The 20,231-nt window shown below is 68.1% G+C and carries 21 protein-coding genes; 9 read left to right on the forward strand and 12 right to left on the reverse strand.

The features are described 5' to 3' along the window. Positions 1-135 precede the first annotated feature (135 nt). From D0D37_RS35345 to nhaA, 3 genes are read right to left on the reverse strand one after another with little or no spacing between them, the layout of a single operon-like run. Positions 136-1,053: an alpha/beta fold hydrolase gene (locus D0D37_RS35345; RefSeq protein WP_116204928.1), complete on the reverse strand. Its 918-nt coding sequence runs from the start codon at positions 1,051-1,053 to the stop codon at positions 136-138. 21 nt (positions 1,054-1,074) lie between these two features. Beyond that, positions 1,075-1,572 carry a phage holin family protein gene (locus D0D37_RS35350; protein WP_116204929.1) on the reverse strand — a complete coding sequence of 166 codons (498 nt, stop codon included), beginning with the start codon at positions 1,570-1,572 and terminating at the stop codon, positions 1,075-1,077. Between the two features lie 59 nt (positions 1,573-1,631). Beyond that, complete coding sequence (nhaA, locus tag D0D37_RS35355; RefSeq protein WP_116204930.1) at positions 1,632-2,816, reverse strand: Na+/H+ antiporter NhaA; 1,185 nt, start codon at positions 2,814-2,816, stop codon at positions 1,632-1,634. Positions 2,817-3,104: 288 nt separating this feature from the next. Here nhaA and D0D37_RS35360 point away from each other — a divergent pair, with 288 nt between their 5' ends. After that, positions 3,105-4,562 carry a peptide MFS transporter gene (locus tag D0D37_RS35360; RefSeq protein ID WP_116204931.1) on the forward strand — a complete coding sequence of 486 codons (1,458 nt, stop codon included), beginning with the start codon at positions 3,105-3,107 and terminating at the stop codon, positions 4,560-4,562. Positions 4,563-4,612: 50 nt separating this feature from the next. On the opposite strand, the gene D0D37_RS35365 is transcribed toward D0D37_RS35360, so the two are convergent. From D0D37_RS35365 to D0D37_RS35380, 4 genes are all read right to left on the reverse strand, one after another. After that, positions 4,613-5,335 carry a VIT1/CCC1 transporter family protein gene (locus tag D0D37_RS35365; protein ID WP_116204932.1) on the reverse strand — a complete coding sequence of 241 codons (723 nt, stop codon included), beginning with the start codon at positions 5,333-5,335 and terminating at the stop codon, positions 4,613-4,615. A 284-nt stretch (positions 5,336-5,619) separates the two neighbouring features. Continuing rightward, positions 5,620-6,138, reverse strand: a complete 519-nt coding sequence (locus D0D37_RS35370) for a DUF6319 family protein (protein ID WP_116204933.1) — start codon at positions 6,136-6,138, stop codon at positions 5,620-5,622. Between the two features lie 137 nt (positions 6,139-6,275). Next, positions 6,276-8,255: an acetate--CoA ligase gene (gene acs, locus D0D37_RS35375; RefSeq protein WP_116204934.1), complete on the reverse strand. Its 1,980-nt coding sequence runs from the start codon at positions 8,253-8,255 to the stop codon at positions 6,276-6,278. 118 nt (positions 8,256-8,373) lie between these two features. Further along, positions 8,374-8,952, reverse strand: coding sequence for a GNAT family N-acetyltransferase (locus tag D0D37_RS35380; protein ID WP_116204935.1), 579 nt, complete (start codon positions 8,950-8,952; stop codon positions 8,374-8,376). A 114-nt stretch (positions 8,953-9,066) separates the two neighbouring features. Here D0D37_RS35380 and D0D37_RS35385 point away from each other — a divergent pair, with 114 nt between their 5' ends. The 6 genes from D0D37_RS35385 to D0D37_RS35410 all read left to right on the forward strand — a co-directional run bounded on the left by D0D37_RS35385 (position 9,067) and on the right by D0D37_RS35410 (position 14,543). Continuing rightward, positions 9,067-9,564, forward strand: coding sequence for a phosphoribosyltransferase (locus D0D37_RS35385; protein WP_116204936.1), 498 nt, complete (start codon positions 9,067-9,069; stop codon positions 9,562-9,564). Then, positions 9,561-10,283 carry a Fic family protein gene (locus D0D37_RS35390; protein ID WP_116204937.1) on the forward strand — a complete coding sequence of 241 codons (723 nt, stop codon included), beginning with the start codon at positions 9,561-9,563 and terminating at the stop codon, positions 10,281-10,283. The genes D0D37_RS35385 and D0D37_RS35390 overlap by 4 nt, the downstream gene beginning before the upstream one ends. Before the next feature lie 29 nt (positions 10,284-10,312). Further along, on the forward strand, positions 10,313-10,540 hold the full coding sequence (locus D0D37_RS35395; RefSeq protein ID WP_116204938.1) for a hypothetical protein: 228 nt from the start codon (positions 10,313-10,315) through the stop codon (positions 10,538-10,540). A gap of 94 nt (positions 10,541-10,634) precedes the next feature. Next, positions 10,635-11,384: a 3-hydroxybutyrate dehydrogenase gene (locus D0D37_RS35400; protein ID WP_116204939.1), complete on the forward strand. Its 750-nt coding sequence runs from the start codon at positions 10,635-10,637 to the stop codon at positions 11,382-11,384. A 34-nt stretch (positions 11,385-11,418) separates the two neighbouring features. Then, positions 11,419-12,726 (forward strand): MFS transporter, encoded by a 1,308-nt coding sequence (locus D0D37_RS35405; RefSeq protein ID WP_116204940.1) that lies wholly within the window; start codon positions 11,419-11,421, stop codon positions 12,724-12,726. Beyond that, positions 12,723-14,543, forward strand: coding sequence for a helix-turn-helix domain-containing protein (locus D0D37_RS35410; RefSeq protein WP_116204941.1), 1,821 nt, complete (start codon positions 12,723-12,725; stop codon positions 14,541-14,543). Before D0D37_RS35405 ends, D0D37_RS35410 begins: the two co-directional genes overlap by 4 nt. Here the strand turns inward: D0D37_RS35410 and D0D37_RS35415 are convergent. After that, positions 14,528-15,097, reverse strand: a complete 570-nt coding sequence (locus D0D37_RS35415) for a TetR/AcrR family transcriptional regulator (RefSeq protein WP_116204942.1) — start codon at positions 15,095-15,097, stop codon at positions 14,528-14,530. The two genes, D0D37_RS35410 and D0D37_RS35415, sit on opposite strands and share 16 nt — an antisense overlap. Positions 15,098-15,185: 88 nt before the next feature. On the opposite strand from D0D37_RS35415, the gene D0D37_RS35420 reads away from it, so the two are divergent. Then, on the forward strand, positions 15,186-16,061 hold the full coding sequence (locus D0D37_RS35420) for an aldo/keto reductase (RefSeq protein ID WP_208720286.1): 876 nt from the start codon (positions 15,186-15,188) through the stop codon (positions 16,059-16,061). 2 nt (positions 16,062-16,063) lie between these two features. Here the strand turns inward: D0D37_RS35420 and D0D37_RS35425 are convergent, their stop codons facing one another. Then, positions 16,064-16,942: a sigma-70 family RNA polymerase sigma factor gene (locus D0D37_RS35425; protein WP_116204944.1), complete on the reverse strand. Its 879-nt coding sequence runs from the start codon at positions 16,940-16,942 to the stop codon at positions 16,064-16,066. A 71-nt stretch (positions 16,943-17,013) separates the two neighbouring features. On the opposite strand from D0D37_RS35425, the gene D0D37_RS35430 reads away from it, so the two are divergent. Next, entirely contained in the window at positions 17,014-17,466 is a 453-nt protein-coding gene (locus tag D0D37_RS35430) for a carboxymuconolactone decarboxylase family protein (protein WP_116204945.1), read from the forward strand. A gap of 64 nt (positions 17,467-17,530) precedes the next feature. Here the strand turns inward: D0D37_RS35430 and D0D37_RS35435 are convergent, their stop codons facing one another. From D0D37_RS35435 to D0D37_RS35445, 3 genes are all read right to left on the reverse strand, one after another. After that, positions 17,531-18,109: a hypothetical protein gene (locus tag D0D37_RS35435; protein WP_162834622.1), complete on the reverse strand. Its 579-nt coding sequence runs from the start codon at positions 18,107-18,109 to the stop codon at positions 17,531-17,533. A 16-nt stretch (positions 18,110-18,125) separates the two neighbouring features. After that, positions 18,126-19,202, reverse strand: coding sequence for a Nickel transporter NicT (gene nicT / locus D0D37_RS35440; protein ID WP_116204947.1), 1,077 nt, complete (start codon positions 19,200-19,202; stop codon positions 18,126-18,128). A 91-nt stretch (positions 19,203-19,293) separates the two neighbouring features. Next, complete coding sequence (locus D0D37_RS35445; protein WP_116204948.1) at positions 19,294-20,223, reverse strand: N-acetylmuramic acid 6-phosphate etherase; 930 nt, start codon at positions 20,221-20,223, stop codon at positions 19,294-19,296. Positions 20,224-20,231 lie beyond the last annotated feature (8 nt).

A 20,231-nucleotide genomic window follows, 5' to 3' on the forward strand; every position in this document is an offset into this window, starting at 1 on the left:
CGATAGTTGGGTGCGCGGGCTGCGGTGGGTGGGTGGTCCGTGAGGGGCCCCTTGAGGGAATGGCGGGTCGTGAGGGGAACCCTGAGGGACTCAGAGTCCCTCAGGGTTCCCCTCACGGACGAGTCTTGCCGAGGGTTAGCGGATGAAGTCCACTACGGACTTCGTTACTCGGTCTGGGTCTTCCAGGTGTGGGAAGTGGCCGATGCTTGGCCAGATTTTCGGTTCGCTGTGCGGGCCTGCCCAGTGGACTGACGCCAGTGCGGTTTCCGGGAGGATGCAGGTGTCGTCTGCGCCGTGTAGTTGCAATACGCGGGCTGCGATGCGGCCGTCTACTGCGTCGGTGAAGCGCCTGCCTTCGCCGCGGAATTGGGCTCGGAAGGCCCAGCGGTAGTACTCCAGTGCGGAGTGGGCGACGCCTGGGACCAGCATCGCTTGGCGGAAGGCGGGCATCGTTTCCGTAAAATCTGAAGAGGATCGCCAGGACTCGCCGGACCATTTGGCGAAGAGTTCTTCCACCGCCGCCGCGTTGTCGCGGACCAGCCATTTCTCCGGGGCCATCGGTACCTGAAAGCGGAAGAGATGGCCGACTGCTCGGATCTGGCTGCTCGCTCGCTTCACCGCGGACTTGAACGCGAGCGGGTGTGCGGCGCCGATGGCGGTCACCGACGACACGAGACGCGGGTGCAAAGCCGCCACTGTCCAGGCGAGCATGCCGCCCCAGGCGTGGCCTACTAGATGTGCCCGGCGGGCACCGAGCGCCTTGATCAGGCCGCCTACGTCGCCGGCCAGGGTCCAGGCGTCGTAGCCGCGTGGAGGTTTATCCGAGTCGCCGTAGCCGCGCAGATCTACCGCGACTGCACGGAAACCGGCGTCGGCCAGTGCGGGCAGTTGGTGCTGCCAGGTCCACCAGAAACCGGCGAAGCCGTGCAGGAGCAGCACTAACGGGCCCTCGCCGCATTCGGCTACGTGCAGGCGGATGCCGTTGGCCGAGACGTCGCGATGCGTCCACGGGCCGTCGACCCGCACGCTCGACGGGTCCGGCGTCAGCTCCACCACCGCGCGCGAGGGCTGGCGTCAGCCCTGCGTCGAGGGCAGGTCGTCGTCTTCGGCGGGCTTGCGCTTGAACGCCTCAGCCGTCTCCTTGACGCTGCTGATGGTGCGTTCCGGCGCGCGCAGCTTCTTCACCTTGCGCCAGCCGAGGAACGCGGTCGCGCCCACGGTGACCAGCATCAGGCCGAACACCGTCGCGAACGCGGGCCAGCGAATGCCCCACCAGTCCGACAGACCCTCGGCGATCAGCAGGAACAGGAAGAAGGTGCTGTACAGAAAGACGGTGAGGGCGATGAGGAAGAAGACGGTCCCCTTGAGCGCCTTCTTCGCTTCCTGCGCCAGCTCGGCCTTCGCCAGCTCGATTTCGGCGCGGACCAGCGTCGACAGGTGCTGGGTGGCGTCGCCGACGAGCTTGCCGATGGACTGCTCGCTCGCCGCGGCTTCCTCGTCGCTGGACAGGGGCAGGTACGGCACGGCCCCCACGCCGTCGGGGCTGGTGCGCTCGTGTTTGGGGCTGCTCACTGGGTCATCGTGCCACGTGGCCGTTCCCCGGGCGCGACGGACTGGCGGGAGTGTCGGGATCAGTCCGCGTTCGCGTGTACCCGGCTGCGTCGCAAGAGGAGCACGGCGGCCGTCAGCGAGGCGATCGCCGACGCGATCAAGACCGCCGCCTTGGCCACTTCCGCCGCTTCCGCGGGCAGGGCGAGTTCGGCGATCAGCAGGCTGACGGTGAACCCGACGCCGCCGAGCACGGATAGCGCGGCCACGTCTCGCCAGCTCATTCCGCTGGGCTTTTCCGCCACGTGCAGCTTCACCGCCAGCAGGCTCGCGCCGAAGATGCCGACGAACTTCCCGACGACCAGTCCGATGAGGACAGCCAGCGGCAACGCGGTGGTGAAGACCGTCGACAGCGCCTCGCCGTTCACCGAGATTCCCGCGGCGAACAAGGCGAACACCGGCACCGCGACCGCCGCTGACCACGGCTGCAGCCGATGTTCGAGCCGGACCGCGGGCGATTCCTCCTCGCCTTCGTCCTCACGGACCCGAGTGAGCAGCCCGAGCGCGACGCCGGCGATCGTCGCGTGGATGCCCGCCGAGTGCACCGCGACCCACGTGATCAGCGCGATCGGCACGTACAGCCACGGTGTGCGGACGCGTTTGTGCTGCAGGAAGGCGTAAAGCCCGAGCGCGACCACCGCGACCGCCGCCGCGATCAGGTTGAAACTGCTGGTGAAGAGGATGGCGATGACGAGAATCGCGCCGAGGTCGTCCACCACGGCAAGGGAAAGCAGGAACACCCGAGCGCTGCTGGGCAGGTTCGAGGCGGTCAGCGCGAGCACGCCGAGCGCGAACGCGATGTCCGTGGCCACCGGGATCGCCCACGCCCGGTCGGCCTCCGGCGTGCCCCACGCGATCGAGAGCGCGAGCGCCGCGGGCACGACCATCCCGCCGACCGCGGCGATCACCGGCAGCACGGCCTGGCGCCACCGGGACAGCTCGCCGACCACCAGTTCGCGTTTGAGTTCAAGCCCGGCGACGAAGAAGAACAACGCGAGCAGGCCGTCCTTCGCCCAGTCTCCGAGGGAGAGGTTGAGGTGCAGGAAATCCGGGCCGATCCGGAAGTCGCGCAGCGCCTCGTAAGCGGGCGCGAGCGGGGAGTTGGCCCAGATCAGCGCGACCGCGGTGGCTCCGAGCAGGATCAGTCCGCCAGTGGTCTCCGTGCGGAGGAAACGGGCGAACTCGGCGACGGCGCGGGCTGGGGTCACGAAAAACTCCTTGTGGGGACGACGGCTTTCCCGCCGACCAGACTTCCCGGCACACCGAGGTCCAGTTTACCGTCCGCAGTCGCCGATTACCGGCCGTTGTGACGAACGGCAACCCGCGTCCTGCCCGATGACGCTCACATCCGGCCGTGCTGCGCGCAAACGCAGGTCAGCCCATCGCGTCGGCGAAGTTGTCTAGTCCATACTGACGCCGGTTTTTCGTTCACCTGTTCGCCTTCTAGCATGCGAGGAGAGAACGACAATGATGTTGAAGACAGGGACGAGGCAGTAGTGAGCACCCCTATCGACGCCCAGGCCGATACCAGATTCTTCGGGCACCCGCGAGGGTTGGCAAACCTCTTCGGCGTGGAGATGTGGGAGCGCTTCTCCTTCTACGGGATGCAGGGCATCCTCGCCATTTACCTCTACTACCAGGCGGACAAGGGCGGCCTGGGGATCGACCAGAGCGCCGCACTCGGCATCGTCGGCGCGTACGGCGGCACGGACTATCTCGCCACGGTCGTCGGCGCGTGGATCGCTGACCGGCTGCTCGGCTCCGAACGCACGCTGTTCTACAGCGCCATCGTGGTGATGCTCGGGCACATCGCACTGGCCGTGCTGCCCGGGCTGACCGGCGTCGGCGTGGGTCTCGCGTGCGTCGCGCTCGGGTCCGGCGGGCTCAAGGGCAACGCGACTTCGGTGGTCGGCACGCTGTACGCAGAGGGCGACGAGCGCCGCGACGCCGGGTTCACGATCTTCTACATGGGCGTCAACATCGGCGGGTTCATCGGCCCGCTGCTGACCGGGCTCGCCCAGCAGAACGGCGGATTCCACCTCGGTTTCGGGCTCGCCGCGGTCGGCATGGCGCTCGGGTTGATCCAGTACACGATCGGGCGGAAGAATCTCGGCGCGAAGGCGTCCGAGGTGCCGAACCCGTTGCCGTCGACGCAGCGCGCGCTCGCGATCGGCGTGGCCGTGGTGATCGTCGGCGCGATCGTCGCGCTGATCATGTCCGGCGTCGTCACCCCGGACAACCTCGCCGACGTCGTGGTCTACGTGGTCGTCGCGATCTCGGTGGTGTACTTCGTCGCGATTCTGACCAGCAAGAAGATCACCTCGGAGGAGCGCAGCCGGGTGCTGTCGTTCATCCCGATGTACATCGCGAGCGCCGCGTTCTTCTCGCTGTACCAGCAGCAGTCGACGGTCGTCTCGGTCTACAGCGACCAGCGGCTCGACCGCGACCTGTTCGGCTGGACGATGCCGGTGTCGTGGGTGAACTCGATCAACCCGGTCTTCATCATCGTGTTCGCCCCGGTGGTCGCGGCGATCTGGACGAAGCTCGGGCCGAAGCAGCCGTCGACGCCGATGAAGTTCGTGCTCGGCACGGTCCTGATGGGCGCGGCGTTCCTGCTGTTCCTGCCGATGGCGCACACCGGCCAGAACGGCAGCCCGCTGATCGCACTGGCCGGCATCCTGCTGGTGTTCACCATCGCCGAGCTGATGCTGTCGCCGGTCGGGCTGTCGCTGTCGACAAAGCTCGCGCCGAAGGCGTTCCGCACGCAGATGGTGGCGCTGAACTTCCTTTCGGTGTCGCTGGGCACGGCGATGTCGGGCAAGCTCGCGCAGTCCTACGATCCGCACGACGAGGTGCCGTACTTCAGCATCATCGGCGGCACCGCGATCGTGATCGGCGTGGTGCTGCTCGCGCTGATTCCGTTCATCCGCAAGTTGATGAAGGGTGTGCACTAGCGCGGCGCAGCCGCTCCGTTGAGGGTGGGGGCGGGGCGGGGCCCGGGCCACTAGCCCACGGTGGTGCCGAAAAGCACTCCGATGAAGTAAGTGACGAGCATGGTGAGGGCGCCGACGCCGACGTTGCGGGCGATCGCGCGCCCCACCTGCGCGTTGCCGAGCCTCGCGCTCACGAAACCGGTGAGCGTGAGGCCGACGACCACCGCCAGCGCGCACGCCCAGACGCGGACGCTGACCGACGTCCAGGCGATCGCCAGCAGCGGCAGCAGCGCGCCGACGGAGAACGCCAGCAGCGACGCCCACGCCGCCTGCCACGGGCTGGTCAGGTTGTCCGGGTCGATGCCGAGTTCGGCATCCGCGTGTGCCTGCAGCGGGTCCTTTTCGGTCAGCTCGCGCGCGACCTGCTTCGCCAGCTCCGGCGAGAGGCCCTTGTCCTCGTAGATCTGCGCGAGTTCGCGTTCCTCGGCCTCCGGCATCGTTTTCAGTTCGTGCTTCTCGAGCCGCAGCAGCGCCCGTTCGGTGTCGCGCTGGGTGCTCACGCTCACGTATTCCCCGCCCGCCATGGAAAACGCGCCGGCGACGAGCCCGGCAATTCCGGCGGTGAGGATCGTGGTGCTGTCCGCGGTGGCTCCCGCGACGCCCACGACGATGCCCGCGACGGACACGATCCCGTCGTTCGCGCCGAGAACCCCGGCGCGCAGCCAGTTCAGCTTGCCGCCGAGGTCCTCGTGCGGCTCGTGCGCGTGCACCGCGTCGCCCATCGTTTCGGTCACCGCTTCAGTGAATCACGGAAATTGTTTCCGCGCGACATTTTCCCGAAGTGCTGGAATGCGGTTAAGAAAGGCAATCCTCAATGAATTGTGCCTTGCCTGACCTAGTGAATAGCCGGGGCCGGGCAGGCGATGCGGAAGTCCGTGAGGGGCCCCTTGAGGGAATCAGAGTCCGTGAAGGTTCCCCTCACGGACTTCTGGGGAGCTGAGCCGCCCGTGGGCTGAAACGACGAACGCCCGGGTCCGGCGCCACAGTGGACACCGGACCCGGGCGAACCGGGTCTAGCTCAGTTGTCGAGTTCGGCCAGCGCCGCCTTCGCGGCTTCCAGTTCGGCCTCCAGCTGCGCGACCTTCGCGGCCTGCGCCTCGCGGGCGGCGTTGATGACCTCGTCGATCGGACCGGACAGCTCTTCGTGCAGTTCCTTGGCCGCACGCGAAACCGCCGCGGCCGGGACCGCCAGGCCCTTCGCGACCCACTTGGCACCGTTCTTCAGCTCGGCCTGCCACTCGCCGTCCGCCGTGCCGGTGACGGTCAGCGTCAGCTCCACGGTGCGGGTCTTCTTCGCTGTCGACGCCGCGGCCTTCGGGCGGCCGCGCTTCGGCTTCGGCGAGTCGACGGCCGAGGTCTCCTCGGAAGACTCCGGCTTCGAGGCGTCCGCCGGGGCGGATTCCGAAGCGGACTCCGCGGGAGCGGCAGTGGACTCGGCGACTTCCGGGGTCTCCGGGGTGCCAGCGGCCTGCGGCGATGACGACGCCGCCGTCTCGGCCGCAGTGTCCTCGTCGTGCGTCAAGGCTTCCACGGACATTCGTGTCGTCTCCTTGCCCGGATCTGGGTTGGGTACGCGGGCATCTTAGAACATGCGTTCGATGCCCGCACTTTCAGGGGATCAATGCAGGAAGGGACCCTCCCAGCCGGGAGAGCCCCTTCCTGACGGTGAAGAACTTACTCCTCCTTGCCGGAGTTCAGTCCGGAGGAGATGAGGTCCATGACCGACGAGTCGGCGAGCGTGGTGACGTCGCCGATCTGGCGGTTCTCCGCGACGTCGCGCAGCAGCCGGCGCATGATCTTGCCGGAGCGGGTCTTCGGCAGCTCGGCCACGACCATGATCTGCCGCGGCTTCGCGATCGGGCCGATCTCCTTCGCGACGTGGTTGCGCAGCTCCTGCACCGCGTCATCCCCGCCGTCGACCGCGTTGCCGCGCAGGATCACGAACGCGACGATGCCCTGCCCGGTCGTCGGGTCGGTCGCGCCGACGACGGCGGCCTCGGCGACCGTCGGATGCGACACGAGCGCGGACTCGACCTCGGTGGTGGAGATCCGGTGCCCGGACACGTTCATCACGTCGTCCACGCGGCCGAGCAGCCAGATGTCGCCGTCTCCGTCGTACTTCGCGCCGTCGCCCGCGAAGTAGTAGCCCTGGTCGGAGAAACGGGACCAGTAGGTGTCGCGGAAGCGCTCCTCGTCGCCCCACACGCCGCGCAGCATCGACGGCCACGGCTTGTCCAGCACCAGGTATCCGCCGCCGCCGTGCGGGACCTCGGCGCCGGTGTCGTCCACGACCTTCGCCGAGATGCCCGGCAGCGCGCGCTGCGCGGAACCCGGCTTGGCGGCGGTGACGCCGGGCAGCGGCGAGATCATGATCGCGCCGGTTTCGGTCTGCCACCACGTGTCCACGACCGGCGTCTTGTTCGCGCCGATCTTTTCCCGGTACCAGATCCAGGCCTCGGGGTTGATCGGCTCGCCCACGCTTCCCAGCACCCGCAGCGAGGACAGGTCGTACTTCGCCGGGATGTCCTCGCCCCACTTCATGAAGGTGCGGATCAGCGTCGGCGCGGTGTAGTAGATCGAGACCTTGTACTTCTGGATGATTTCCCAGTGCCGGCCCTCGTGCGGCGTGTTCGGCGTGCCCTCGTAGACCACCTGGGTCACGCGGTTCGCCAGCGGCCCGTACACGATGTAGGAGTGCCCGGTGATCCAGCCGATGTCGGCAGTGCACCAATAGACGTCTTCGCCCGGCTTGTGGTCGAACACGACGTTGTGCGTGTACGCGGTCTGGGTCAGGTAGCCGCCGGAGGTGTGCAGAATGCCCTTCGGCTTACCGGTGGTGCCCGAGGTGTACAGGATGAACAGCGGGTGCTCGGAATCGAACGCTTCCGGCTGGTGCTCGGGGGACTGCCCGTCGACCAGTTCGTGCCACCACAGGTCGCGGCCGTCGGTCCACGGCGTCTCGCCCTCGAGGTCGCTGCCGGTGCGCTTGACGACGATGACCTTCTGCACGGTTTCCGCGCCCTGCAAGGCTTCGTCGACGTTCGCCTTCATCGGCGCGGCCTTGCCGCGGCGGTACTGGCCGTCCGAAGTGATCACGATCTTCGCCGCCGCGTCGTCGACCCGCGCGCGCAGCGCCGTCGGCGAGAAGCCGCCGAACACCACGCTGTGCAGGGCACCGATCCGCGCGCACGCCAGCATCGCGAAAATCGCCTCGGGCACCATCTGCAGCTGAATCGCCACGACGTCCCCGGCGACGACGCCCAGCGACGACAGCGCGTTCGCGGCCTTCGAGACCTCGTCCTTCAGTTGCGCGTAGGTGATGTCGCGCGTGTCGCCCGGCTCGCCGACCCAGTGGATCGCGACCTGGTCCCCGTGGCCGGACTCGACGTGCCGGTCCACGCAGTTGTACGCGACGTTCAGTTTCCCGCCCACGAACCACTTCGCGAACGGAGCATTGGTCCAGTCCAATACCTGGGACCACTTGGTGTCCCACGACAGCCGCTCCGCCTGCCCGGCCCAGAACTGCTCCCGGTCAGCGTCCGCCGTCGCATACAAATCGGCCTTCGCGTTCGCCTGACCAGCGAACTCGTCGCTGGGAGGAAACGTGCGGCTCTCCGTGAGCAGGTTGTCCAACGCTGGGGACTGCTCGGTCATGGTGCAAAGCCTCCTGTAGTGCGAACCCGCGGCTCAGGGAACGCTAGCGACGTTAGTCCGCCTACGACAAGGTTGCAGCCACGTTGCGCGCACAGCGCCAAGCGACGTGCGGCGAGACTCAGCCGAGGCGGGCGAGCAGCCGGGCACGGGCGCCCGGCCACTCGGCGTCCGTCATCGAGTAGAGCACCGTGTCGCGGGTCGTGCCGTCCGGACGGATCCGGTGCGCCCGCAGCACCCCTTCGCGCAGCGCGCCAAGCCGTTCGATGGCGCGTTGCGAACGGAGGTTGCGGTTGTCGGTTTCCCACGCGACGCGCTGGGCTCCCCAGTCCTCGAAGGCGTTGCGCAGCAGGAGGAATTTGGCCTCGGTGTTGAGCGCGGTGCGCTGGAAGTCCGCGCCGATCCAGGTGTGCCCGATCGAGAGGATCCGGTGTTTTGCTACTACCTGGTAATAGGAAGTGGTGCCCGCGACGCGGCCGGACGCGACGTCGATCTGCGCCCACGCGCGGCGGTCCGGGTCGGCGAGCGCCTCTTTGACCATCGTCTCGGCTTCGCCGAGGTCGGCGGGCTGGCGGATGTTCAGCCAGGCCCAGATGCCCGGGTCGGCTCCGGCCTCGAGCAGGCCGGGCGCGTGGTCGGGCGTGAGGGGTTCGAGCCGTACGTGGCGGCCGGACAGAATGGGGTGTTCGCTCCAGGTCACGGGCTCACGCTACGACGGCAAGTGGCTGTGTCGAAGTGCCATTTCCCGATCATTTCAGCAGTCCACTATTCGGCCGCTTATGCTCCCTGGACCACCCGGAGAAAGAGAGCGCGCATGGCCGAGGAGCGAGAAAACCTCACCTGGGAGTTGTTCGGTTCGGCGAGCCGGGAGCTGGCCCAGGAGGTGGCCGCGGACGGCTTCGTCCCCGACCTCATCCTGTCCATCGCGCGCGGCGGGCTGTTCGTCGCCGGCGCGCTCGGGTACGCGCTCGACGTGAAGAACCTGCACGTGATGAACGTCGAGTTCTACACCGGCGTCGACCAGCGGCTGGACCTGCCGGTCATGCTGCCTCCGGTGCCCAACGTGGTGGATCTCACACACAAGAAGGTGCTGGTCGCCGACGACGTCGCGGACACCGGGGCGACGCTCAAGCTGGTCCGCGACTTCTGCGCCGACCACGTCGCGGACGTGCGGTGTGCGGTGGTTTACGAGAAGCCCGCTTCGACGGTGAAGTGCGAGTACGTGTGGAAGCGGACTGACCGGTGGATCAACTTCCCGTGGTCGGTGCTGCCTCCGGTGGTGGAGCGCGCTGGGCAGGTGCTGGACGCATGAGTGACCCGCTGAAGCCGCTGCTGGAACTGGACGGCGTCGCCGCCGCGGCCAAGGCAGCGCAGGACGCGATCTTCGCCGTGCACCGGTTGCCCGCGAACCTGCGTGGCGGAGCGGAGACCGCGGCGGAGGCGTCCGTCCGTGCCGCGCGGGCTTCGGCGGGGATCGACGGGGCTAATCCCGAGCTGCCGGAAGACGGTTCGGTGACCGACCCGCTGCTCGCCGGGTCGTTGCGGGTGGCGGAGAAACTGGAGTCGTTGCTGCCGACGTGGCGGCGGGCTCCGTTGCAGACGTTGGCTCGGCTGCACTTGCTGGCCGCGTCCGACGTGGTGGCCGACCCGGATCAGCTCGGCCGTCCGCAGCGCGGGGGCGAGCGGCTGGAGATGCTGGCTCAGCTCGTCACCGGTGCGACTTCCGTGCCGGGGCCGGTGCTGACCGCCGTCGTGCACGGCGAGCTGCTGGCGTTGGCCCCGTTCGGTTCGGCGGACGGGGTGGTCGCTCGGGCGGCGGCGCGGCTGTCGATGATCGCGACCGGGCTTGATCCGAAGGCGTTGACAGTGCCGGAGGTGGCCTATTTCCGACGCGTTCCGCGGTATGTCGAACTGGCGCAGGGGTTCGCTGGCGGGACGCCGGACGGCGTGCGCGAATGGCTGCTCTTCTGTTGCGAGGCCTTCGAAACCGGTGCGAACGAGGCGCGGAGCATCTCGTCGGCCGCTGGCTGATCCGGATCGAGTCGTGCGATGCTGGGGGCATGATCAAGCCTGGGGGCCGCGACCTCTGCCGTCGGCGACATGCCGAAACCGGCGCGGAATGCTGCCTGCCGGACACCCATTACCCGCGGCCGCACTGCGACGTCTCGGGGACCAGCTGGCACGACGGCCTTTGTCCTGACTGCCATGGCGGCGGCGACGTGTTCGGCGCGGTGTGTCCCACCTGCAACGGCCACGGGTTCGAGCTGATCAGGATGGACGAGGACTGAGTTTCCCAGTGGGGGCCGACCACATAGCGCGTGGGCGTTCTGTGGTGGATTGAGCCATGGTCGCCCTGGTCGGAGCGACTTACTGTTTCCGCCCATGACCAGTGACAGTTCCCTCGCCGGACGCACCGCGCTGGTGACCGGCGGCGGCAGCGGCATCGGACTGGCTTGTGTGCGGGCGTTCGGCGCGGCCGGGGCGAAGGTGCACGTCGTGGACGTCGCCGGGGCGGAGGAGGCGGCTGCTGAGGTCGGCGGGCAGGCGCATGTCGTGGACCTGACTGATCCGGCGGCTTTGGAGACCTTGCCCGCGGACGTCGATGTGCTCGTCAACAACGCGGGCGTTCAGCACGTCGCGCCGTTGCCAGAATTTCCGCCGGAGCGGTTCGCCTTCATTCAGTCATTGATGGTGACTGCGCCGTTTTTGCTGATCCGCCGGTGCCTGCCCGCGATGTACGCGCGTGGCTGGGGACGGATCGTGAACATGTCCAGCGTGCACGGCGTGCGGGCGAGTCCGTACAAAGCTGCTTACGTCACGGCGAAACACGCACTCGAGGGACTGTCCAAAGTGGCCGCTCTCGAAGGCGCTGAACATGGCGTGACCAGCAATTGCGTGAATCCTGGTTACGTCCGCACGCCGCTCGTCACCGGGCAGATCGAAGCGCAGGCGGCCGAACACGGGGTGCCGCCGGAAGAGGTACTGGAGCAGGTTTTGCTGCGCCGGGCCGCGATCAAGCGGCTGATCGAACCCGAGGACGTCGCCGATCTCGTGCGGTGGCTCTGCGGCGAGTCCGCCGGGCACGTCACCGGTGCGTCGCTTCCCGTTGACGGCGGCTGGACCGCCGGCTGAAATCCCCTTTCCCCACAACGGAGTGGAGTCCATTATGGACAAAAAGCTGCTGCGCGTCGTCGGCGCGGGCCTGATCGGAACCACCATCGAGTGGTACGACTTCTTCCTCTACACCTCGGCCGCCGCGCTGGTCTTCAACAAGCTGTTCTTCCCGACCGCCGACCCGCTCACCGGCACCCTGCTGGCGTTGCTCACCTACGCGGTCGGGTTCCTCGCGCGGCCGATCGGCGGGCTCGTGTTCGGGCACTTCGGCGACCGGATCGGACGCAAGAAACTCCTGGTCGTGAGCCTGTTGATGATGGGCGGTTCGACGTTCGCGATGGGTCTGCTGCCCACGTACAGCGCGGTCGGCGTGCTCGCGCCGGTTCTGTTGACATTGCTGCGGCTGATCCAGGGCTTCGCCCTCGGCGGCGAGTGGGGCGGCGCGGTGCTGCTGGTTTCCGAGCACGGCGACGACCGGCGGCGCGGGTTCTGGGCGTCCTGGCCGCAGACGGGGGTTCCGGCGGGGAACTTGCTGGCCACGGCGGTGCTCGCGATCCTGGCGTCGGCGCAGTCGGACGCGACTTTCCAGGCTTGGGGCTGGCGCGTTCCGTTCCTGCTGTCCGGCGTGCTCGTGGTGATCGGCCTGTGGATCCGGCTGGCGGTTACGGAATCGCCGGTGTTCGTCGCGGCGAAGGCCGCCGCGGACGAGCGCGAGCAGGCACCGATTGTCGACGTGTTCCGCGGGCATTTCCGGGCGCTGGCGGTGACATTCGGCGCACGTATCGCGGAAAACGTGTCCTACTATGTGATCACCGCGTTCATTCTCGTATACGTGACCACCGGGCTCGGCCTGCCGAAGGCGACCGGCCTGACCGCGGTGCTCGTCGCGTCGGCCGTGCATTTCGTGACGATTCCCTTGTGGGGACTGCTGTCCGACAAGATCGGGCGGAAACCGGTGTACCTGTTCGGCGTGGTCGGGATGGCCGCTTGGTCGTTCGGCTTCTTCTGGCTGCTCGACCTGCGCACGACTGGTTCGGTGATCGGCGCGGCGGTGGTCGGGCTGGTTGTGCACGGCGCGATGTACGGGCCGCAGGCGGCGTTCTTCGCGGAACAATTCCCGACGCGGGTGCGCTACACCGGGCTTTCGGTCGGCGGTCAGCTGTCGTCCATTGCGGCCGGGGCGATCGCGCCGTTGATCGCGGTGGCGTTGTTCGAGGCGTACCACTCCACGGTGCCGATCTCGCTTTACGTGGTCGCGATGTGCCTGTTGTCGCTGGTCGCGCTGCTGGCTGCCCGCGAGACGCGCGGCGCGTCGTTGCACGAGACGGCGGCCGAACGGCAGGCTTCAATGACAGCATGACGGGTGTGGACCCCACCGCTGAGGCGTATCGCCGGCTGCTCGAACTGCTCGCCGCTGGCGCGAGCAGTGAGCAGTTGGCGCACGTCGCTGCCCGGGGGTTGTCCGCGGAGCAGTCGGCCGCGATCGGTTCGGCGACCGAGCTGGCGTTGCGGATCCGCGAGACGCTCAGCGAGCACCGGCGGCGGGAAGCCGAGCTGACGGCGTTGTTCGACACTGCGAGCGACCTCGCCCGGCTGCGCGATCCGGACGCGGTGCTGCGGTCGATCGTCCGGCGTGCGCGGACCCTGCTGGGCGTTGACGTTTCGTATCTCAGCCTCAACGACGAGGCGAACGGCGAGACGTACATCCGGGTCACGGACGGGTCAGTTTCCGCGCTGTTCCAACAGATTGTGCTCGGAATGGGCGAGGGGTTAGGTGGTCTCGTGGCGCAGACCGCGCGCCCGTACGCGACCGCGGACTATTTCGAGGACGAGCGGTTCCGGCACACGAATCCGATCGACGCGGGCGTCCGCGAGGAGGGCTTGAAGGCGATTCTCGGCGTGCCGCTGGCAATCGGCGGCAAGGTCTTGGGCGTGCTGTATGCGTCCGACCGGTCGTCGCGGGCGTTCTCGACGGCGGAGGTCGCGCTGTTGTCGTCGTTGGCCGCACACGCCGCGATCGCGTTGGACACCGCGCATTTGCTGGACGAAACCCGGTCGGCTGCGGCGGAACTGAACGCGGCCAACGCGACGATGCGCCGGGCCGATGACGCGCACGACAGGTTGATGGACCTCGTGCTCGGCGGCGCGGATCTGCCCGCGGTGGCGGCGGAAGTGGCCGGAGTTCTGCGTGGCTCGATCGCCGTGCATGACGAAGAAGGCGGGCTGCTGGCGGGTACCTCGGTCGCTTTTGACGCTGCTGCGGTGGCTTCATCGCACGCCAATGGTCGCGCTGTGTCTACAAAGGACGTCTGGGTGTGCGCGGTGCGGGCGGGGCGCGAATTGCTCGGGAGCCTGACGCTTTCCGGACGTCCGGAGCTGGCCGGAGATGACCGGCGACTCTTTGAGCGGGCTGCTGTTGTCACGGCGTTGTTGTTGCTGCTGCGTCGTTCCGTTGCGCAAGCCGAGGACCAAGTGCGCGGTGAACTGCTGACGGACTTGCTCACTGCGCCAACGCGTAACCCGGGTGCGCTTGTCGCTCGCGCACGTCGGCTGGGCGTCGATTTGTCTTCGCCGCACACGGTTTTGGTCGCGCACGCGTCCGGTATCTCTCGACGCGGGCTCGCTGCGTCCTGTGCCCGGTACGGTGATTTGGTTGGTGTCCACGCGGAGCAAGTCGTCGCGCTCGCGCCGGATCAGCCTGCCGCAGCACGGATCGCGGCCGAACTGAGGTCCGTTGTGGACTGTCCGGTGACCGTCGGCGCGGCTGGTCCTGCGACCGGGCCGGAAGCGTTGGCACAGGCGTACACTGAAGCTGTTCGATGCGTTAATACGCTGCTAGCTCTCGGTCGCGAAGGCGACGGCGCGGCAATGGCCGACCTCGGGTTCCTCGGCGTCCTGCTCGGCAGGCATTCCGACCTGTCCGGCTACGTCCAGGCGACGCTCGGCCCAGTCCTCGACTACGACGCCCGCCGCGGCACCGACCTCGTCGGAACGCTGCGCGCGTACTATGCGGCAGGCGGAAATTTGGCGCGGGCAAAGGAAACCCTGCACGTCCACGTCAACACGGTCGCGCAGCGGATGGAACGCCTCGCCGTGCTGCTTGGCGAGGATTGGCGCGAGCCGGAACGCTCGCTGGAGATCCAGCTGGCGTTGCGGGTGCATCAGCTCGGCGGCTGACGGACTCCGGCGAGGATCAGGTCGAGCATCCGGTCCAGTTGCTCCGGCCCGCCCGGCAACGTCCGCATACTGCACGCGCCGACCACCGTCACGACAACGTCCTGCGCGCGAACATCCGCCCGAAGCGTCCCATCCGCCGCACCCGCGTCCATGATCAGCTGGACAGCCTCGGTCAACTCCGCGCGGACCTGCGTCATGTCGACAGTGCCCGCCTCGATGATCGCGCGCAGCGTGTCCGCCATGTCGTGCTTTGTGCTCGCATACTCGGCGAAGCGGTCCATCCACCCACGCAGCGCGCGAAGCGGCTTCTCGGTCTCGAGCAGCTTCGGCGCACTCGCGACGACCTGCGCCAACTCGTCCCGGTACAGCGCCTCGACGAGCGCTTCGCGGGTAGGGAAGTGCCGGTAGAGCGTGCCGATGCCGACACCCGCTTCGCGTGCGACGCGCTCCAGCGTGACGGGCTCGTCGCCCTCGCCGAACGCTTTGCGGGCAGCAGTCAGCAAGCGGAGACGGTTGCGTTCCGCGTCCGCGCGCGGCTTCTTCGGGCTCGACAAAGCGGAGTGTCCTCCGTTTCTGCTACGGTGGTGATACGGAGGCGCCTCCGCATCAACTTCCACTATGCCACGGCAGGAGTCTTTCCTCATGACGGCAACCACTGCTCCAGGCGGCACCGCGAAGCTCGCCGGCCGCGAGGTCGCGCGGATCGGCTACGGCGTGATGCAACTCGGCCGCCCCGGCACCGACCGCGCTGACCAGGTGAAACTGCTGCGCGAGGCGGCGAGCGCGGGTGTGAACCACCTGGACACCGCCCAGTTCTACAGCGACGGCCGGTGCAACGACCTGATCCGCGAAGCGTTCTCGCCCTATCCGGACGACCTGGTCGTGGTGACCAAGGTCGGTGCCGAGGAATCCCCGCAAGGGCTGCGGCTCGCACAAAAACCGGATCAGCTTCGGGAGCAGGTCGAGGCCAACCTCGCCTCGCTCGGCGTCGAACAGCTCGACGTGGTCAACCTGCGCCGCGCGGACGCCGGACCCGGCTTGATCGCGGAAGGCGACCAGCTCGTCGACATCGACGACCAGCTAGCCGAGCTGATTTCCCTGCGCGACGCGGGAAAGATCGGCTCGCTCGGGCTCAGCAACGTGTCCGCCGACCAGCTCCGGCACGCGCTGTCGGTGGGCGTCGTCTGCGTGCAGAACTCCTACAACGTGCTCGCCCGCGCCACCGAACCAGTGCTGGAGCTGTGCCGGGAACACGAGATCGCCTGGGTGCCGTACTTCCCGCTGGGCTCCGCGTTCGAGCTGGGCCAGGACGTCACCGGAAATCCGGTCGTGACCGGCAGCGCGGCCGAACTCGGCTGTACTCCGGCGCAGGTCGCGCTGGCCTGGCTGCTGCAGCGCTACGCGGGCACGCTGCTGATCGCGGGCACGGCGACTCCGGCGCATCTCGCCGAAAACCTCGCCGCCGGCCAGGTGCAGCTGCCCGCCGAAGCGGTAGCTGCCCTGGACCGGCTCGGCTGACCTCAGAAGTTCAGCGCCGCGATCCGCTCGACGTCGGCGAGGATGTTGATCTCCGTGATGAGCCCGTCGGCAACGGTGAACGACAGCACCGAAACCGGCTTGCCGTCGCGCAGGGCGACGATGCCAGGGCCGCCGTTGACGGTCGCGTACTGCGACACCAGACCGGCCGGACGGAACTGCGACGCGCTGCCCGCGACCTCGGCCGCGCCGCGCACGACCTTCGAGCCGAGCCCACCGGTGTCGACACGCAGCAACGCGTCCGGGTGCAGAAGCGCGACGAGCCCCTCGAAGTTGCCGCCGCGGGCAGCGGTGAGCCAGGCGTCCGCGATCTTGCGCTGCTGGGTCCTATCCGCCGGACCGGCCGGCGTCACGCCCTGCACGCGGCGGCGCGCCCGGCTCGCCAGCTGCCGTACCGCGGCGGTGTTCTTGTCGAGCATCGTCGCGATCTCGTCGAACGGCACGGCGAACATGTCGTGCAGGACGAAGGCGAGCCGCTCCGCCGGGTCGAGCGCCTCCAGCACCACCAGCAGCGCGAGCCCCACCGAGTCCGCGAGGACCTCCTGTTCCGCCGGGTCGACGCCGTCCCCGGTCTCCACGACCGGGTCCGGCACCCGGATGTCCAGCGGGTCCTCGCGGCGGGTCGCGCGCGAGCGCAGCATGTTGAGGCACTGCCGCGACACGATCGTCGTCAGCCAGCTGCCGGTGTTGCGGATGTCTTCTCCCGACGATCGCGTGACCCGCAGCCAGGTCTCCTGGACGGCGTCGTCGGCCTCGGCGAACGAACCGAGCATCCGGTACGCCACCGCCCGCAGCCTGGGCCGATGCTCCTCGAACTGAGCCGCCCAAAAATTCTCGTCCTGTTTTTCGTCCCGCACTGTCACATCTTCTCCTTGGGCCGGGTCCTACCAGCAAGACCCGCCGAAACCGGCGGACGTGACAGGAGGAGATCGTCATGCAGGCTCGGATGACCCACCCGATCCAGGTGCAGCCGGACGCGATGAAGGCCCTGATGGCGCTGAGCAAGGCCACCAACGACAGCACCGTGCCCGCGACCACGCACCACCTGATCCACCTGCGGGTGAGCCAGATCAACGGCTGCAGCATGTGCGTCGACATGCACGCCCGGGAGATGAAGGAGGCCGGCGAGAAGGACGAGCGGATCTGGGGCGTCGGCGCGTGGCGCGAATCGCCGTACTTCACCGACGCCGAGCGCGCCGCGCTGGACCTGGCCGAACACGTGACCCGGCTGGCCGACCGGACGGACCCGGTCCCGGACGAGGTCTGGGACGCCGCCGCGGACATCTACGACGAGAAAGAGCTTTCGTCGCTGCTGCTGTCCATCGCCGGGATCAACGTGTGGAACCGGCTCAACGCCGCGATCCGCCAGCCGGTCGGCTCGTTCTGACGCTGGGGTGCTGGGGGTGCTGCCGGGGTGGCGGCGAGGGGATCCGCCGCCGCTTCCGGCAGCTTCACACGCTCGCGGGCAGCTGGCCCCGGATCGCCGCGACGGCGGCTCGCGGATCGTCGGCCCAGAACTCGAGCTGAGTGATTTCGACGGTGCCCTTGCGGCCGAGATCGACCAGTTGCGGTTCGCGCAGGGCGACCGAGAGATTGGTCGACTGGTTGATTCCCACTGCCAGCACACCGTCTTCGGGCACACTGACGCCGCCCCTCGCCTTCAGAGTCCGGCTCACCTGCCGCACGGAATCGATGCTGGACAACGGGATCCGGTAGTCGAAGAAGGACAGATACCGCACTCGCAGCCCGTCTCGGCTGACTGAGTGCGGATATTTGTAGAGGGTCGCGACGATCGCCAAGAACGCGAGCGCGCCGAGGATTTCCAGCACCAGCAACGCGATCCGCAGCGGTACGGACTTGACGACGACCTCGACCAGGACGATGTCGACCGGGTTGACCGCCAGCATCACCCAGAACATCGGACGGATGGTGCGGCTGTAGTGGATCGCGACGCCGTCGGGCGGCACGTCGGTCTGGCGGCGGAGCACGAGCGCCAACGCCCTCGCCAGTATCGGCACTTGTCTCTTCACGGCGCCCCCTGAGGTGTCAGTCGGCGGTTCCCAGCCGCGCGGCCCACTTCTCCTCTATTCTCCCGAATTTCCAGATCGCGAACGCGGCCAACCAGGTGACGATGAACAGTCCGACGATCGCGAAGCCCACGTAGTCCAGGTCCACCGAGGCGATCGCGGCGAGCGGGCCGGAGGTGATGTCGAGCTTCTCAGCGAGCAGCGTCACCAGCTCGATGGTCCCGATGCCGAGCGCGACCGCTACGGAAAGCGCGGTGACCGTGAGGTTGTAATAGATCTTTCGGATCGGCCGGGAAAACGCCCAGCCGTATGCGTAGTTCATCAGCACGCCGTCGGCGGCGTCGAAGAGGCTCATCCCGGCCGCGAACAGGATCGGCAGCACCAGAATCGCGTACCAGGGCAAGGCGAACGCGGCCGCGCCCGCCGCGAGCACGAGCAAGCCGATTTCCGTCGCGGTGTCGAAACCGAGTCCGAAAAGGATTCCCACCGGATAGATGTGCCACGGCTTCCGCACCGCTTTGGTGGCCCCGCGCAACAACCGGTTCATCAGGCCGCGGTTGTCGAGATGCCGTTCCAGTTCGGCCTCGTCCAGTTCGCCGCGGCGCATCCGGGCGAACACGCGCGCGATCCCGACGAGCACGACCAGGTTCATGATCGCGATCAGGTACAGGAAAATCCCGGACACCGACGTGCCGATCAGCCCGGTCGTCTCGTGCAGCGCGGAACCGTCGTTCTCCAGCTGTCCGGCGATCGCGCGGACGCCCATCGACAGCAGCAGGCACAGCGCGAAGACGATGGTCGAATGCCCGAGGGAGAACCAGAATCCGACCGACAGCGGACGCTGCCCGTCGGCCATCAGCTTGCGCGTGGTGTTGTCGATCGCGGCGATGTGGTCGGCATCGAACGCGTGCCGCATGCCGAGCGTGAACGCGGTGACGCCGAGGCCGATTCCGAACGTTCCGCCCGCACCGAGCGCGTAGTGCCGCGGCGCGACGACTAGCACCAGCAAACCCCAGCCGACGAGGTTGAGCAGCAGGATCACGGCCGCCATGCCGCCGATCGACCACCGGTCGCCGCGAGTGAGCCGCTGCGTCATCGCCGTCCTCTCGCTCCCCGGAAAGCCGTGAAGGGCTCCTTGCGGGAATTAGATTCCCTCAAGGAGCCCTTCACGGACAATCCGGTAAAGCTCAGCCGGCGCGCAGGTGCAGCGAGTCGAGCGCCTTGCGCACGTGCCCGCCTGCCGCGGACAGCGCCTCGGCGGAGCGGGTGACATCGCTGCCGGACAGCAGGTGCACGAGCGCCACCTTCAGGTCGCCGCTGGCTTCGGTGAGCGCGTCCGAGCAGTCGGCCATGGTCATGCCGGTGGCTTCCTGCAGGATTCGGATGTTGCGGCCGCGCAGCTTCGCGTTCGTCGCGCGCATGCTCACCATGAGGTTCGAGTACGTCTTGCCCAGCTTGATCATCGTCGCGCTGGAGAACGCGGTGAGGATCAGCTTCTGCGCCGTGCCCGCCTTCATCCGCGTCGAGCCCGCGATGGCCTCCGGACCGGTGGCGACGGCGATCAGCACGTCCACCGCGGCCGGTTTCGCGGCGCGCGGGTTGGCCGAGACGAGCCCGGTGTGCGCGCCGATCCGGCTGGCTTCGGCGAGCGCGCCGAGCACGTACGGCGTGCGCCCGGAGGCGGCGAGACCGAGCACGAAGTCGCCCGGCCGCACCGAGTCGGCGAGTTCCGCCGCGCCGGCGTCCGCGTCGTCCTCGGCGTTCTCGACGGCCTGCCGCAGCGCCTTCTCACCGCCCGCGTGGTGCGCGACGAACAAGTCGCCGGGCACGTTGAACGTCGGCACCAGTTCGGCCGCGTCCAGCGTCGCCAGGCGGCCCGAGGTGCCCGCGCCGACGTAATGCACGCGCCCCCCGCCGCGCAGCGCCTCGACGGCGTAGTCGACCGCGCGGGCCAGCTGCGGCAGCACCGCGGCCACCGCGTCCGGCACCCGGCGGTCCTCGGCGTTGATCGCGCCGAGGATCCCCATGGTGGACATCAGGTCGATGTCCACCGTGCGCGGGTTTCGTTGTTCGGTGGGCGAATCGACGTGCACCGTCTGGCAGGGGACGGACATCAGATCCTCGC

The organism is Amycolatopsis circi, assembly GCF_003385235.1.
GTDB lineage: Bacteria > Actinomycetota > Actinomycetes > Mycobacteriales > Pseudonocardiaceae > Amycolatopsis > Amycolatopsis circi.

Excerpts from the sequence above, each read along its gene's own strand:
- D0D37_RS35370 (WP_116204933.1), bottom strand. The coding sequence starts at position 6,138 with ATGTCCGTGGAAGCCTTGACGCACGACGAGGACACTGCGGCCGAGACG.
- acs (WP_116204934.1), bottom strand. The coding sequence starts at position 8,255 with ATGACCGAGCAGTCCCCAGCGTTGGACAACCTGCTCACGGAGAGCCGC.
- D0D37_RS35385 (WP_116204936.1), top strand. The coding sequence starts at position 9,067 with ATGGCCGAGGAGCGAGAAAACCTCACCTGGGAGTTGTTCGGTTCGGCG.
- D0D37_RS35390 (WP_116204937.1), top strand. The coding sequence starts at position 9,561 with ATGAGTGACCCGCTGAAGCCGCTGCTGGAACTGGACGGCGTCGCCGCC.
- D0D37_RS35395 (WP_116204938.1), top strand. The coding sequence starts at position 10,313 with ATGATCAAGCCTGGGGGCCGCGACCTCTGCCGTCGGCGACATGCCGAA.
- D0D37_RS35400 (WP_116204939.1), top strand. The coding sequence starts at position 10,635 with ATGACCAGTGACAGTTCCCTCGCCGGACGCACCGCGCTGGTGACCGGC.
- D0D37_RS35405 (WP_116204940.1), top strand. The coding sequence starts at position 11,419 with ATGGACAAAAAGCTGCTGCGCGTCGTCGGCGCGGGCCTGATCGGAACC.
- D0D37_RS35410 (WP_116204941.1), top strand. The coding sequence starts at position 12,723 with ATGACGGGTGTGGACCCCACCGCTGAGGCGTATCGCCGGCTGCTCGAA.
- D0D37_RS35420 (WP_208720286.1), top strand. The coding sequence starts at position 15,186 with ATGACGGCAACCACTGCTCCAGGCGGCACCGCGAAGCTCGCCGGCCGC.
- D0D37_RS35430 (WP_116204945.1), top strand. The coding sequence starts at position 17,014 with ATGCAGGCTCGGATGACCCACCCGATCCAGGTGCAGCCGGACGCGATG.
- nicT (WP_116204947.1), bottom strand. The coding sequence starts at position 19,202 with ATGACGCAGCGGCTCACTCGCGGCGACCGGTGGTCGATCGGCGGCATG.